This window comes from Microbacterium sp. MMO-35, assembly GCF_037147555.1.
Classification (GTDB): domain Bacteria; phylum Actinomycetota; class Actinomycetes; order Actinomycetales; family Microbacteriaceae; genus Microbacterium.
This window is the reverse complement of record NZ_JBBCVH010000002.1, coordinates 302,016-315,968: the sequence shown is the minus strand read 5'-3', so window position 1 is coordinate 315,968 and position 13,953 is coordinate 302,016. Positions and strand designations below refer to the sequence as shown.

The 13,953-nt window shown below is 70.7% G+C and carries 12 protein-coding genes and 1 tRNA gene; 4 read left to right on the top strand and 9 right to left on the bottom strand.

Features of this window, described 5'->3' with window-relative positions; translation table 11 throughout:
• Nucleotides 1–45 precede the first annotated feature (45 nt).
• Nucleotides 46–816, top strand: coding sequence for an ATP-binding cassette domain-containing protein (locus tag WFJ01_RS04830; protein WP_251440326.1), 771 nt, complete (start codon nucleotides 46–48; stop codon nucleotides 814–816).
• 147 nt (nucleotides 817–963) lie between these two features.
• Here WFJ01_RS04830 and WFJ01_RS04825 read toward each other — a convergent pair.
• A tRNA-Asn gene (locus tag WFJ01_RS04825) sits at nucleotides 964–1,036 on the bottom strand.
• Nucleotides 1,037–1,138: 102 nt separating this feature from the next.
• A complete protein-coding gene (gene def / locus WFJ01_RS04820) occupies nucleotides 1,139–1,705 on the bottom strand; it encodes a peptide deformylase (RefSeq protein WP_251440323.1) in 567 nt (188 codons plus the stop codon).
• A 67-nt stretch (nucleotides 1,706–1,772) separates the two neighbouring features.
• Here def and WFJ01_RS04815 point away from each other — a divergent pair, with 67 nt between their 5' ends.
• Nucleotides 1,773–2,912: a DMT family transporter gene (locus WFJ01_RS04815; protein WP_251442361.1), complete on the top strand. Its 1,140-nt coding sequence runs from the start codon at nucleotides 1,773–1,775 to the stop codon at nucleotides 2,910–2,912.
• 40 nt (nucleotides 2,913–2,952) lie between these two features.
• Here the strand turns inward: WFJ01_RS04815 and pgl are convergent, their stop codons facing one another.
• The 6 genes from pgl to tkt are packed head-to-tail and all read right to left on the bottom strand — an operon-like array spanning nucleotide 2,953 to nucleotide 11,099.
• Nucleotides 2,953–3,732: a 6-phosphogluconolactonase gene (gene pgl / locus WFJ01_RS04810; RefSeq protein WP_336628363.1), complete on the bottom strand. Its 780-nt coding sequence runs from the start codon at nucleotides 3,730–3,732 to the stop codon at nucleotides 2,953–2,955.
• Between the two features lies 1 nt (nucleotide 3,733).
• Nucleotides 3,734–4,669: a glucose-6-phosphate dehydrogenase assembly protein OpcA gene (locus WFJ01_RS04805; protein WP_251440294.1), complete on the bottom strand. Its 936-nt coding sequence runs from the start codon at nucleotides 4,667–4,669 to the stop codon at nucleotides 3,734–3,736.
• Nucleotides 4,666–6,213: a glucose-6-phosphate dehydrogenase gene (zwf, locus tag WFJ01_RS04800; protein WP_251440290.1), complete on the bottom strand. Its 1,548-nt coding sequence runs from the start codon at nucleotides 6,211–6,213 to the stop codon at nucleotides 4,666–4,668. The genes WFJ01_RS04805 and zwf overlap by 4 nt, the downstream gene beginning before the upstream one ends.
• A gap of 31 nt (nucleotides 6,214–6,244) precedes the next feature.
• Nucleotides 6,245–7,864 (bottom strand): glucose-6-phosphate isomerase, encoded by a 1,620-nt coding sequence (locus WFJ01_RS04795; RefSeq protein ID WP_295032782.1) that lies wholly within the window; start codon nucleotides 7,862–7,864, stop codon nucleotides 6,245–6,247.
• Nucleotides 7,861–8,973, bottom strand: a complete 1,113-nt coding sequence (tal, locus tag WFJ01_RS04790; protein WP_251440270.1) for a transaldolase — start codon at nucleotides 8,971–8,973, stop codon at nucleotides 7,861–7,863. Before tal ends, WFJ01_RS04795 begins: the two co-directional genes overlap by 4 nt.
• A 23-nt stretch (nucleotides 8,974–8,996) precedes the next feature.
• The gene (gene tkt / locus WFJ01_RS04785; RefSeq protein WP_336628362.1) at nucleotides 8,997–11,099 is read right to left on the bottom strand and encodes a transketolase; all 2,103 of its coding nucleotides are present in this window, start codon (nucleotides 11,097–11,099) and stop codon (nucleotides 8,997–8,999) included.
• 259 nt (nucleotides 11,100–11,358) lie between these two features.
• Here tkt and WFJ01_RS04780 point away from each other — a divergent pair, with 259 nt between their 5' ends.
• Complete coding sequence (locus WFJ01_RS04780) at nucleotides 11,359–12,291, top strand: heme o synthase (RefSeq protein WP_336628361.1); 933 nt, start codon at nucleotides 11,359–11,361, stop codon at nucleotides 12,289–12,291.
• Here the strand turns inward: WFJ01_RS04780 and WFJ01_RS04775 are convergent.
• Entirely contained in the window at nucleotides 12,237–12,722 is a 486-nt protein-coding gene (locus WFJ01_RS04775; RefSeq protein ID WP_336628360.1) for a hypothetical protein, read from the bottom strand. The genes WFJ01_RS04780 and WFJ01_RS04775 overlap by 55 nt on opposite strands.
• A 252-nt stretch (nucleotides 12,723–12,974) precedes the next feature.
• Here WFJ01_RS04775 and WFJ01_RS04770 point away from each other — a divergent pair, with 252 nt between their 5' ends.
• Entirely contained in the window at nucleotides 12,975–13,949 is a 975-nt protein-coding gene (locus WFJ01_RS04770; RefSeq protein WP_251440258.1) for a hypothetical protein, read from the top strand.
• The last annotated feature ends 4 nt before the right edge of the window (nucleotides 13,950–13,953 follow it).

The following is a 13,953-nucleotide window of genomic DNA, read 5'->3' as shown; positions in this document are numbered from 1 at the left end:
GGAACCCGCTCCCCAGGTCGGGGAGGGTTCGGGCAGGATGGAGTCATGGCACGTTCGAGCGGTGATCCAGCGGCGGCGATCGTCTGCGAGGATGTCGTGATCGACCGGATCGGCCATTCCGCGCCCACGCGTGCGATCGACGGAGTGACGTTCACACTGCCTCCCGGCGAGCTGATCTGCATCGCAGGCGCCACCGGATCGGGGAAGTCGACGCTGGTCGGTGCGCTGGCGGGTGCTCCGGACCCGTCGATACGCGTGGTCGGCGGTTCGGCGACGGTCTGCGGAGTCTCGGTGCGCCACCCGGGCCGGCGCCTTCGGGAGCTGACCTACCGTGCCGGGTACCTGCCGCAGAACGCCGGGGCGCTGCTGACGCCGCAGCTGACGGTCCACGAGATCATCGCCGAACCGATCCTGCAGCGCGAGCGCAAGGTGAACGTCAAGGCGCTGTCCATCCGGGTCGCGACGCTCCTCGACGAGCTGCACCTGCCGCTAGGCCTCGCCTCCTCGTTCCCCTATGAGCTGAGCGCCGGGATGCGCCAGCGCGTCGCGATCGCGCGCTCGCTGGTGCTGGATCCGCTGGTGCTCATCGCCGACGAGCCACTCGCGAACCTCGATCTGGAGGTGCGGCCGGTGGTCTTCGACGCGATCACGCGGCGCCGCACCGGACGGGGGATGGCGGCTCTGCTGGTGAGCAACGACGCCGCCTTCGCACGCGAGCTGGGCGCGGCGACCCTGATGATCCGCGAAGGGCATGTGGTGGCACGCGGCGTCGGCGCCGATCTGCTGTGGACGCCCGGGGCTGATCACGCCGTCTGACGGGGGTCCGTGCCGCGCCAGCGCTGTGGCGAACGCGTCTCGCGCCGGGAACCTCGTCCTCGCCGTGACGACCGGATCTCCGGTCTACGGGCGGATGACTCCGCCAACGACGAAACCCCGTCACGAGGACGGGGTTTCGGGGGATTGCTCCCCGGCTTGGACTCGAACCAAGAACCTGCCGGTTAACAGCCGGCTGCTCTGCCAATTGAGCTACCGAGGAATGTCTCCCGCTGCGCGGGCAACTCGTCAACTATAGCAAACGTTCGCGGTGCTTCCCGCCTCGGGCCGGCGCCCGGGCGCGTCGCGCCGCGGCGCCCGGCGCTCAGCCTTCGAGGTTGTCGACGCCGGGCAGCCAGCGTGCGCCCGGACGGCCCCAGCCGCGCTTGCGGGAGATCTTCTGCACGGTCTTCCAGTCGCCGTCGTCCAGACGGTCGACGTACAGGATCCCGTCCAGGTGGTCGAACTCGTGCTGCATGATCCGGGCGCGCCAGCCGTCGACCTCGATGCGGACGTCGTCGCCATTGAGGTCGGTCCCGGTCACGAGGACGCGCTCGGATCGGCGCAGCGGGAAACGCTCGCCGGGGAACGACAGGCACCCCTCCGATTCGAGATCGGGGTCGGGGGAGCCAGGCTCGAGCGGCGCCATCCAGAGCACCGGATTGATGATCTCGCCGCGCCAGGGGTTCTCGTCGTCGTCGACGTACGAGTACACGTAGATCCGCAGACCGACTCCCACCTGCGGGGCGGCGAGGCCCACGCCGGGAGCGATGTCCATCGTCTCGTACATGTCCGCGACGAGGGTGCGGATGTCGTCGGTGATCTCTCCGACGGGGTCGGCGGGGGAATGCAGGACGGGATCGCCCATGATGCGAATCGGAAGCACAGCCACGCGTCAACCCTAGTCGGCGCCGTGCGGCGGGTAGGCTCGAAGGGTGCTTGAGGAGCTGACGCGGAACATGGGGGCGGCAGACGTCGGCGAACACCTCGCCGGCGTGTTCGCCAACCCCGGCCTCTTGATGGGCATCCCGCTGGCGCTGGCGGGCGCGGTGTTCATGTCGCTCGGCGCCCAGTACCAGCACCGTGGGGTCGAGAAGGTCGAGCGGCTGAGCGGCTCCGACGCGGCCACGGGCCTGAGCTGGCAACAGGTCAAGGGGCTGCTGACCCGGCCGTCCTGGATCGTCGGCACCCTCATGCTCGGTCTCGCGATCGTCTGCCAGCTCGCCGCCCTCACCAAGGCGCCGCTGATCGTGGTCCAGCCGCTCGGAGCCATCGCGCTCGTGATCACGACCCTGCTCAACGCGCGGGTGAGCGGTGTGGCGCCGACGAAGCGCTCGCTCGTATCGATCTTCGCCTGCGTGGGCGGCATCTTCATCTTCGTGCTCTTCGCCGCGCTGTTCGCCGTCGAGCGCGATATCAGCGAGATCCAGCTGTTCACGATCCTCACGATCCTGCTCCTCGTGATCATCCTGCTCGGCGCCTGCTGGCTGATCCTCCGGCATCGCATGCGTGCGCTGTTCTACGTCACCGGCGCGGGCATCCTCTACGGCTTCGTCGCGACGCTGGCCAAGGCGGTCCTGGTCCGGATCCAGTCCGGTCAGTTCGACTGGCTCACGGCGGTGTGCGTGATCGCGCTCATCGCGGCCGGCGCCGCGGGCGCCTACTTCGTGCAGACGGCATACGGGTCCGGCCCGCCCGACCTCGTGATCGCGGGCCTCACCGTCATCGATCCGATGGTCGCGGTGCTCATCGGCCTGCTCGTGCTCCAGGAGGGCGCTGCGGCCCCGGTCTGGGTGTTCGTCGCCTTCGGGATCTCCGGAGCCATCGCCGGCTGGGGCGTGGTCACGCTCGCCCGCTACCATCCGCAGGTCGTCAGCGAGAGCCAGGAACTGCCCATCACCCGCGGGAGCAGCGGAGGGGCCGCCCCGTCGGGGAGCCGCCACACGCCGGACGCGCAGGGCGATGACGCAACGGCGCCCTCGGACGGCCATCCCGACTCGCCGGCATGGCCGTCGAACGTCGCTCCGCTCCGGCGCGAAGACCCGCCTCGTACCGGAGGCGACGCCGACGAGCGCGGGAACGGATCCGCCGGACGCTGATCCGGTGGGTCGGCGTCGACGTCCGCAGTCGCGGCGTCGGTCAGTAGTCGACGTCGATGAGATCCGGCGCGACCTCTGCCGCGGCGGCCTCGTCCACGAAGAACACGGTGCGCTTGCGTCCCTTGGCTCCTGCCGCCGGCACGTTCTCATAGTTCGCGCCGGCCAGTGCCAGCCCCAGCGCCGAGGCCTTCTCCGCTCCGGTCAGCACGAGCCAGACGCGCTTCGAGGCGTTGATGACGGGACGGGTCAGCGTGATCCGTTCCGGCGGGGGCTTGGGGGAGTCCCGCACCGGCAGCACGGCGGCATCCGACACCGTGATCTCCGGGCGGTCGGGGAACAGCGAGGCGACATGCCCGTCGGGGCCGACACCCAGGAAGCACACCGCGAACGACGGCCAAGGGCGCTCCGCGTCCCCGAAACGCGCGAGCTCCGCGGCATACGCGTCCGCACCCTCGTCGAGTGTGAGGCCCTCATCGCTCGCCGCCATCTCGTGCACGTTCTCGGCCGGAACGGGGATCCGGTCCAGGAGTGCGGCCCTGGCCTGCCCGGCGTTGCGATCGGGGTGATCGCGCGGGACGAAGCGCTCATCGCCCCACCAGAAGTGCACCAGGGACCAGTCCAGCTCTGCGGTGCGCGGGTCCTCCGCCACCGCCTTCAGCACGGCGGATCCCATGCTCCCGCCGGTCAGTGCGATGTGGGCGACGCGGCCGTCCCTGATCCGCGCCTGGACGCGCACCAGGAACCGGTCTGCGACGAGGCGGGCGAGCGAGGCCGGATCCGCGCCGATCACGACGCGCTTGGCGGGGGAGTCGGAGGCCATGTCAGGCGACCGGCTCCGGCGCTTCGAGCAGCTCCCAGCCCTCGGTGATCACGCGGCCGTACAGCACGTCCGGATCGAGGCGGCGGAGCTCCTCCGCGAGGCACTCGCGCAGGGTGCGGCGGGGCAGGTGCAGCTCGTGGTCGGGCTGACCGGGCTGCGTGAGCACGGCGGAACCCGGCACCGGACGCTCGAGCAGGATGTCGCCGTCCGCCCGGGTGAGCCGCACCGACTTGATGCCCTCCTGCCACACGTCGGGGCTCTCGTACGCCCAGCGGACCGGCACGTCGAGGGCGAGCCGCAGCCACGCCGCCAGCAGCGCGGTCGACGGCGATGCCGCGGCACCGCGCACCTCGACGGCGGTGACGTCGTCGTACGGCGGCTGGTCGAGCACCGCGGCGAGCTGCTCGCGCCAGTGCGTGAGCCGGGTCCAGGCGAGATCCGTGTCGCCGGGCACGTGCGTGCGGCCGAGCACCTCGAGCTGAGCGCGCACGTCGGAGGCCGTCGCGGCGTCGGTGATGCGGCGCTGAGCGATACGGCCGAGGGGCGAGGCCGCGGGCGCCTCCGGCGCCTCGCGCGGCCACCACACGACCACGGGCGCATCGGGCAGCAGCAGTCCGGTGACGAGGCTCTCCTCGTTGCTCGCGGCGTCGCCGTAGGCGTGCAGCACGACGACCTCGCTCGCGCCGGCGTCGCCGCCCACGCGGATCTGCGCGTCGAGGTGCGCCTCGCCCTCGCTCGTGGTGAGCACGATCACGCGCATCGGGTGCTCGCGGGAGGCGTCGTTCGCGGCGTCGATGGCCGACTCCGCGACGTCGTCGGTGGCCGCGATGATCAGCGTCAGCACGCGTCCGAGCGCGACGACGCCGCCCTCCTCGCGCGCCTTGACCAGGTTCTTCGCGATCTGGCTGGTGGTGGTGTCGGGCAGATCGATGATCACGGGCGCCTCCAGACACGTCCGTCACGGGCGAGCAGGGCGTCGGCGGACGCCGGGCCCCAGGATCCGGGAGCGTACTGCTCCACCGGGCCGCCTTCCGCGGCCCAGAACTGCTCCACCGGATCCAGGATCTTCCAGCTGAGCTCGACCTCTTCGTGGCGCGGGAACAGCGGCGGGTCGCCGAGGAGCACGTCGAGGATGAGACGCTCGTAGGCCTCGGGGCTGGCCTCGGTGAACGCGTGCCCGTAGCCGAAGTCCATGGTCACGTCGCGCACGTTGCTACCGTTGCCGGGAACCTTCGAGCCGAACCGCAGGGTGACGCCTTCATCCGGCTGCACGCGGATCACCAGGGCGTTCTGCCCCAGCTCGGAGGTCTGCGCTCCGCCGAACAGGTGCTCGGGGGCGCGCTTGAACACGACCGCGATTTCCGTCACACGGCGTCCGAGACGCTTGCCCGTGCGCAGATAGAACGGCACGTCGGCCCAGCGGCGGGTGTTGATCTCGAGCTTCACGGCGGCGTAGGTCTCGGTGGTGGATTCCGGATCCATGCCGTCCTCGTCGAGGAAGCCCGTGACCTGCTCGCCGCCCTGCCAGCCGCCGGCGTACTGTCCGCGCGCCGTGGCGAGGGACAGATCGTCGGGGAGGGAGACCGCCGCGAGGACCTTCTCCTTCTCGGCGCGCAGATGCTCCGCCGACAGGCTGATCGGTTCCTCCATGGCCGTCAGCGCGAGCAGCTGCAGCAGGTGGTTCTGGATGACGTCGCGCGCGGCGCCGATGCCGTCGTAGTAGCCCGCGCGTCCGCCGACGCCGATGTCCTCGGCCATCGTGATCTGCACGTGGTCGACGTAGTTGCGGTTCCAGATCGGCTCGTACAGCTCGTTCGCGAAGCGCAGCGCGAGGATGTTCTGCACCGTCTCCTTGCCGAGGTAGTGGTCGATGCGGAAGATCGAGTCGGCGGGGAACGTGCCCTCGAGCGCGTCGTTGAGCGCCCGCGCCGAGGCGAGATCGTGCCCGAACGGCTTCTCGATCACGACGCGGCGCCAGTGGTCGGCGTCCTCATGCCCCTCGACCAGCCCGGAGTCGCGCAGCTGCTGCGCGACCAGCGGGAACTGGTTCGGCGGGATGGAGAGGTAGTACGCGTGGTTGCCCATGGTGCCGCGTTCGACGTCGAGCTTCTCGACCGTCTCCCGCAGCCGGCGGAAGGCGTCCGGATCGCCGAACTCGCCGGAGACGAACCGGATGCCCTGCAGGAGCTGCGCCCAGGTCTCTTCGCGGAACGGGGTGCGTGCGTGCTCCTTGACGGCGTCGTACACCACCTGCGCGAAATCCTGGTCCTCCCAGTCGCGGCGGGCGAAGCCCACCAGCGCGAAGCCGGGGGGCAGCAGACCGCGGTTGGCGAGGTCGTAGACGGCGGGCATGAGCTTCTTGCGCGACAGGTCGCCGGTGACGCCGAAGATCACCAGGGCGCTGGGGCCCGCGATCCGATTCAGCCGGCGGTCGTCGGGATCGCGCAGCGGGTTGTGGCCGCGGGAGACGGGGACAGACATCAGTGGGGGATTCTCCTGAGGTTCGCGGGGACTACTGGGCGGCCTCGAACAGGTCGAGCACGTCGTCCTGGGGCTCGGTGATCGTGAGCGTCACGACGGGTCGGCCGTGCGCGGTCAGCACGCCGGCGTCGCCGGCGGCCTGCGCCTCGATCAGCTGACCGAACGTGAACGGGCGATCGGGGATCTCCAGATCCACATCGGTCCGCTCCAGGATCTGCAGGAACACGCCCTGCGCGGGTCCGCCCTTGTGATACTGGCCGGTCGAGTGGAGGAAGCGCGGGCCCCAGCCGAACGTGGTGGGACGACCGGAGTCGGCGGCGACGAGCTCGCGCAGTCCCTGCAGCTGCGGCATCTCGAGCCGGTCGACGTAGGCCTGGATGCTGACGTAGCCGTCTTCCGGCAGCTGCGCCCACAGCGCGTCGAGCACGCCCGCGATGGTGCCGGAGGCGAGCAGCGCCGGGTCCGAGGCGCGCACCTCGACGCCGTCCTGTTCGAAGGCGGCCGGGGACGCCTCGGGGCGCGCGTCGAGCAGGCCCCGGGCGGCGACCTTCGCCGACTCGACGTCGGGCTGGTCGAACGGGTTGATGCCGAGCAGGTACCCGGCGACCGCGGTGGCGTACTCCCACACCAGGAACTGCGCGCCGAGCGTGCCGCTGACGAGGATCTCGCCCGGGTGGCGCTCGCGCAGATGGAACTCGTCGGCCTCGTCGACGAGGCGCACCAGCTGCAGGTCGGCGGGCGCCGCCTCGACCTCGGGGGAGACCGGGAGCAGCACGACCGGAAGGATCCCGGTGCCCTCCTTGCCGGTCGACTCCGCGACCAGCTGCTCGATCCAGTCGGGCAGGCCCACGATGTGCGTTCCGTCGGTGATCAGGCCGAGCTTGTCGCGACGCGGTCCGTCCGGCGTCTGCCGCGAGGCGGCGATCGCCGCTCCGAGCAGCAGCGCGGGGTTCTCCGGGGAGTCGATCGCGACCTGCAGCAGCGTGGCCTCGGCCTCATCGAGCAGTTCGTCGATGTCGACGCCGGCCAGCCCGGAGGGCACCAGGCCGAAGGCGGTGAGGGCCGAGTACCGGCCGCCGACGTTCGGGTCGGCGTTGAACACCCGATAGCCGGCCTCGCGGGCCGAGGTGTCGAGCGGCGAGCCGGGGTCGGTGACCACGACGATGCGCTGCACCGGATCGATTCCGACGTCGCGGAACGCGGCCTCGAAGGTGCGGCGCTGCGAGTCGGTCTCGACGGTCGATCCGGACTTCGAGGAGACCACGAGCACGACGTCCGAGAGTCCGGCGTCGATGGCGGCGAGCACCTGTCCAGGAGCCGTGGAGTCGAGGATCGTGACGTCGATGCCCGCCGTCTGCGAGATCACCTCGGGGGCGAGCGAGGATCCGCCCATCCCGGCCAGCACGACCCGGTTCACGCCCTGGGCGGCGAGCTCGTCGCGCAGGGCGATGATCTCCGGGACCAGGGGGCGCGAGACGGATACCGCGTCCACCCAGCCGAGCCGGACGCCCGCCTCGGCCTCGGCGCTCTCGCCCCACACCGTCGGGTCGGCGTTGGTGATCCGGGAGGCGATCAGCTCACCGACCAGGCGCGGGACGACCTCGTCGATGGCCGCCTTCGGCGCCCCGGAGGTGTGGATCTCGAAGCTCACCGCTGCGCTTCCAGTCCTTCGCGGACCTGGCGGAGCAGATCGTGCCAGGAGTCGATGAACTTCGCGACGCCCTCGTCCTCGAGCACCTGGGTCACATCGGCGAAGTCGATGCCGACCGCGGCGAGTCCCGCGAAGACCTCCCGGGACGCGTCGTAGGTGCCGGTGATCGTGTCGCCGGTCACGACTCCGTGGTCGAAGGTCGCCTCGAGCGTCTTCTCCGGCATCGTGTTGACGACGTCGGCGGCGACGAGCTCGGTGACGTACAGGGTGTCCGGGAGCGCCGGGTCCTTGACACCCGTGGACGCCCAGAGCGGGCGCTGCCGGTTCGCGCCCGCGGCCAGCAGCGCGGCAGCGCGCTCACCGGCGAAGGTCTTCTCGTAGAGCTCGTAGGCGAGGCGGGCGTTCGCGAGCCCCGCCTTGCTCTTGAGGGCGGTGGCCTCGTCGGTGCCGATCGCGGCGAGGCGCTTGTCGGTCTCGGTGTCGACGCGCGACACGAAGAACGACGCGACCGAGTGGATCGTCGAGAGGTCGATGCCTGCGGCCTTCGCCTGCTCCAGGCCCGCGAGGTACGCGTCGATGACCTCGGCGTAGCGCTCCAGGCTGAAGATGAGCGTGACGTTGACGCTGATGCCCGCGGCGATCGCCGCGGTGATCGCCGGCAGCCCGGCCTTGGTCGCCGGGATCTTCACGAGGAGGTTGGGACGGTCGACCTTGGCCCACAGCTCCTTGGCCTGGGCGATGGTGCCGTCGGTGTCGTGGGCGAGGTCGGGGGAGACCTCGATCGACACGCGGCCGTCGACGTGACCGGTCCGCTCCCACACCGGGCGGAAGACGTCGAGGGCGTCGCGGACGTCCTGCGTCGTGGCCTCGGTGATCGCCTCTTCGGCCGTCGCGCCGCGCGCGGCGAGCTCGGCGACCTGCGCGTCGTAGGACGTGTCGTCGGGGTTGGTGATCGAGTTGGCGAAGATCGTCGGGTTCGTCGTCACGCCGACGACGTCACGGGACGCGATGAGCTCGGCGAGGTTGCCGGAGTGGATGCGGGTGCGGGACAGGTCGTCGAGCCAGATGCTGACGCCGGCGGCGGAGAGGGCGGCGGTGGGGGTGGTCATGCGGATCTCCTCGTACGTGGTGCTCAAGCGGCCGCGGTGGCGGCGATGGTCTCGTGGGCGGCCGCGATGACGGCCTCGGTGGTGATGCCGAACTTCTGGAACAGGGTCTTGTAGTCGGCGGAGGCGCCGAAGTGGTCGATCCCGACGGACCGGCCGGTCGAGCCGACGATCCCGTGCCAGCTCAGGGTGGATCCCGCCTCGACGGAGACGCGCGCCTTGATCGCGGACGGGAGCACCGCCTCGCGGTAGGCCTCGTCCTGCTCGGCGAACCACTCCAGCGACGGCGCCGACACCACGCGGGCGTTCACGCCCTCGCCGGCGAGGGCCTCGCGCGCGGCGACGGCCAGCTGCACCTCGGAACCGGTGGCGATGAGGAGGACGTCGGGCGTGCCGTTCGGCGCCTCGGCGAGGACGTAGGCGCCCTTGGCCGTGTTCGAGGCCGCAGCGAACGTCTCGCCGGACGCCTCGCCGGTGCCGCGCGCGAAGTTCGGCACGTTCTGGCGGGTGAGCGCGATGCCCGTCGGGCCGCCGTGCCGGCGCAGGATCTCCAGCCATGCCGCAGCCGTCTCGTTGCCGTCGGCGGGGCGCACCACCGCGAGGTTCGGGATGGCGCGGAGCGACGCGAGCTGCTCGATCGGCTGGTGCGTCGGGCCGTCCTCGCCGAGCGCCACGGAGTCGTGCGTCCAGACGAACACACTGGGCACGTTCATCAGGGCGGCGAGGCGCACGGGCGGGCGCATGTAGTCGCTGAAGATGAGGAACGTGCCGCCGAACGGGCGGGTGGGGCCGTGCAGCACGATGCCGTTGAGGATCGAGCCCATGGCGTGCTCGCGGATCCCGAAGTGCATCACGCGACCGTAGGGGCTGCCGTCCCAGTCGTGCGTGGACCAGGACGCGGGGATGAACGACTTCGCCCCGGCGATGGTGGTGTTGTTCGAGCCGGCAAGGTCGGCGGATCCGCCCCACAGCTCGGGCAGCTCGGGGGCCAGGGCGTTGATGACCTTGCCCGAGGCCGCGCGGGTGGCGAGCTCGGTGCCGGCCTCGAAGACCGGCAGGGCGTCCTCGATGCCCTCGGGCAGCTCGTGCGCCTCGAGACGGTCCAGGAGCGCCTTGCGCTCCGGGTGCGCGTCGGCCCAGGCGTCGAAGCCCTGCTGCCATTCGGCGCGCTCCGCGGCGGAGCGGGCGCCGAGCTCGCGGGTGTGCGCGATGACCGCGTCCTCGACCACGAAGCTCTTGTCGGGATCGAAGCCGAGCACGACCTTGGTCGCGGCGACCTCGTCGGCCCCGAGCGCATTGCCGTGCACCGACTCGGTGCCCTTCTTGTTCGGCGCGGGCCATCCGATGATCGTGTTCAGGATGATCAGCGACGGCTTCGTGGTCTCGGCCTTGGCCTGCTCGATCGCATCGAAGAGCTCCTGCACGTCTTCGACGTAGGTGCCGGTGCGCACCCAGTCCACGTGCAGCACCTGCCAGCCGTAGGACTCGTAACGAGCGCGGACGTCCTCGGTGAAGGCGACGTTGGTGTCACCCTCGATGGAGATGCGGTTGGAGTCGTAGATCGCGATGAGGTTGCCGAGCTGCTGGTGGCCGGCGAGCGAGGAGGCCTCGCTGGTGACGCCCTCCTGCAGGTCGCCGTCGCCCGCGATCACGTAGACGTGGTGGTCGAACGGGCTCGTCCCCGCAGCGGCCTCCGGGTCGAACAGACCGCGCTCGTAACGGGAGGCGTAGGCGAAGCCGACGGCCGAGGCGAGACCCTGTCCGAGCGGGCCCGTCGTGATCTCGACGCCCTTGGTGTGCCCGTACTCCGGGTGCCCGGGGGTCAGCGAGCCCCAGGTGCGCAGCGCCTCGAGGTCGCCGAGCTCGAGGCCGAACCCGCCGAGGTAGAGCTGGACGTACTGGGTGAGCGACGAGTGGCCCACCGAGAGGATGAACCGGTCGCGGCCGATCCAGTGGGTGTCGGCCGGATCGTGCCGCAGCACCCGCTGGTAGAGCAGATAGGCCACGGGGGCCAGGCTCATCGCGGTTCCCGGATGGCCGTTGCCGACCTTCTGCACGGCATCCGCCGCCAGGATCCGGGCGGTGTCCACCGCGCGCCGATCGATCTCATCCCACAGCAGTTCCGACACTCCAGAGCCCTTTCAAGACAGTGAGAGCGCCCGATCGTCTGCGCGCCGACCGCTACTTCACGGAGGGGCGAGGCACGTTGACGGGCGCGCGAGCAGTTTCAGCATAGTGGCGTCGTGTCGCGCCCGGGCCGGTCGGGACGAAGTGTTTCGAGGGGCAGAAAGCGCATTCCACCTGTCGCCCGCTCGCGATCGGGGGCGCGGTCGCGGTGCCTCGTCGTGTTCTCCCCGGTGGCATAGAATGGGTGGCGTTGCCCTACGCATGAAGGAGGCGGTCAGCATCGCGACCACCATCGAGTCCGTCGCCGCCGAGCGCTCTCTGAAGCGGACCATCAAGGGCTACATCGAGCTGACCAAGCCGCGGGTCCTCGAGCTGCTGCTCGTCTCCACCGTCCCGGTCATGTTCCTGGCCCAGCAGGGCCTGCCGAACCTGTGGCTCGTCGCGGCGACCGTCATCGGCGGATCGATGAGCGCCGGATCCGCTGCCGCGTTCAACATGTACATCGACCGCGACATCGACGCGCACATGCACCGCACCGAGAAGCGCCCGCTGGTGACCGGGGAGGTCTCCCCGCGCGGCGCGCTGGTGTTCTCCTGGGTGCTCGCTGTGCTGTCCACCGTCTGGCTCTGGGTGACGACCAATTGGGTCGCTGCCGTGCTGTCCGCGGCGGCGATCTTCTTCTACGTCGTCGTGTACACCCTGATCCTGAAGCGCCGCACGGAGCAGAACATCATCTGGGGCGGCATCGCGGGGTGCTTCCCGGTGCTGATCGGCTGGGCCGCGGTCACCGGATCCCTCGACTGGCCGGCCTTCGTGCTGTTCGTCCTGGTGTTCCTGTGGACCCCGGCGCACTACTGGCCGCTGTCCATGAAGTACAAGGACGACTACGAGGACGTCGACGTCCCGATGCTCGGCGTCACCCGCTCCGCCTCGCAGGTGGGACTGCAGGTCATCCTGTACGCCTGGGCGACGCTGGCCTGCTCGCTGCTGCTCATCCCGGTCGCCGGCATGGGCCTGGTCTACACGGTCTCCGCGCTCGTCTTCGGCGGATGGTTCGTGTACGAGTCCCACCGGCTGTACGCGCAGGCGGTGAAGGGCGCATCGGCGCGGCCGATGCGCGTCTTCCACGCCTCCATCACCTATCTGACGCTGATCTTCGTCGCCGTGGCGGTCGACCCGCTGCTGCCGTTCTGAGTCTCCTCTTCGTCGGCGTCGCCGGCTTCGTCCGCCGCGCGCGCGTTCTCGTCCGACTCGGCGGGGGCGAGCTCGTCCGCGGCGACGGGGGCATCGAGCGCTCCCTCGGGATCGCCGGCATCGTCCGTCTCCTCGGCGGGCAGCGGCGCGAGCTCTGCGAGCGGCGTGGACGCGGCGCCGACGATGCTCGACACGACGGCCAGCGCCAGCGAGATGAGGAGCCCGAGCACCCCCGCGCCGAGGAGGGCTGCGCCGATGACGATCCAGGACTGCCCGGCGTAGACCTCGAGCCCTGTGGCGCTGCCGTTCTTGAGGGTTGCCGTCATCGTGCCGAGATGATCGAGCGCCACCACGGCACCGGTGGCGGTGAGGGCGATCGAGGCGGCCAGGAGGATCCAGAACGAGATGCTGCGGTTCATTGCGCGTGTCATGGGACCCACCCTCCGGGGTGAAGTCGTGCGTGTCTTCTGAACCGGCTATGCGCCGCATATGCGTCGCGCGATGGCCCTGTCCCGGGGGAGAGGTCCCGGGTGTTCGGTCACCCGGGACCGGCGTCCCCAGCAGCCTGCGATCCACGGATCCGTCCCCAACGGGATCCTCCTGCTAGCGTCCAGTCTCATCCAACGGACCTGATCAGGACGACGCAAGGACTGGTTCCTGCGTTGTCCGCAAGAGGACACACGATGAGCGACGACGACCTGCTCGACCTTCTGCTGCGGGAACGACTGCGCGGTGTCGCCGACGTGGCCGCCCGGACGGGGCTCGGCCACGACGGCGCCCGCGCGGCACTGCAGCGACTGGCGGAGGCGGGCAACCTCTCCCTGCGCGACGACGACGTCGTGCTCCTGAACCCTCCGCTGCACGCGGCCGCGATCGCGATCGAGCGGCTGCTGCTGGCCGAGCGCGCCGAGGCCCAGGCGCGCAGCGAGAGTCTGGCGGCGATCATGGAGGGCGTGGCGCGCCGTACTTCGTCGTGGAACTTCGGCGAGGCCGTCGCCCAGGACCGGCTCGTGCTGCAGAGCGCCCAGGGACCGCATGCCGCGGAGGATCTGTGGTTCGCCGTCCAAGCCTCGCGGGTGGGCGCCGGAGGGCGGGTGCGGGCCGTGCTCACCGACCTGGACCGCTACCAGGCCAGTGGCCCCGAGCGCAGTGCGGCCTTCGCGAAGGCGATGTCGTCCTACTCGGCGGTCCAGGCGATCCTGCCCGCGGTCGCCCTCGACGACAAGCTGCTCGCGATGGTGCAGCGATTCCAGGCGGCGGGGGTCGAGTTCCGCATCCTCCCGGATCCGCCGAGCTGGTTCTGGGTGGACGACGAGGAGGTGACGGGGCTGCCGCTGCTCTGGGGCGACCTGGCGCCGCAGAGCGTGCTCGCGGTGTCGAGTCCGGTGATCGCCGGGCTCGCGCGGGCCTATTTCGAGGGCCTGTGGCAGCAGGCGCGACCGGTCGAGAGGGATCCCGGCGGATACGGACAGCTGCTGCATCGCATGCGTCGGGGGATGACCCTGGACGCGGCATCGCGTTCCCTCGGCATCACGCCGCGGACGGGCCGCCGCCGGATCGCCGCGGCGATGGAGCGCTACGGCGTCGCGACGCTGTTCGCGCTCGGCGCCGCCTGGGCGCAGGACGGGAGCCCCGGGGTGGAGCGGCCGCAGGACTGAGGGA

Coding starts and splice junctions, on each gene's coding strand:
- WFJ01_RS04830 (WP_251440326.1), top strand. CDS start 46: ATGGCACGTTCGAGCGGTGATCCAGCGGCGGCGATCGTCTGCGAGGAT.
- WFJ01_RS04815 (WP_251442361.1), top strand. CDS start 1,773: ATGGGGGCGGCAGACGTCGGCGAACACCTCGCCGGCGTGTTCGCCAAC.
- pgl (WP_336628363.1), bottom strand. CDS start 3,732: ATGGCCTCCGACTCCCCCGCCAAGCGCGTCGTGATCGGCGCGGATCCG.
- zwf (WP_251440290.1), bottom strand. CDS start 6,213: ATGTCTGTCCCCGTCTCCCGCGGCCACAACCCGCTGCGCGATCCCGAC.
- tal (WP_251440270.1), bottom strand. CDS start 8,973: ATGACCACCCCCACCGCCGCCCTCTCCGCCGCCGGCGTCAGCATCTGG.
- WFJ01_RS04780 (WP_336628361.1), top strand. CDS start 11,359: ATGAAGGAGGCGGTCAGCATCGCGACCACCATCGAGTCCGTCGCCGCC.
- WFJ01_RS04775 (WP_336628360.1), bottom strand. CDS start 12,722: ATGACACGCGCAATGAACCGCAGCATCTCGTTCTGGATCCTCCTGGCC.
- WFJ01_RS04770 (WP_251440258.1), top strand. CDS start 12,975: ATGAGCGACGACGACCTGCTCGACCTTCTGCTGCGGGAACGACTGCGC.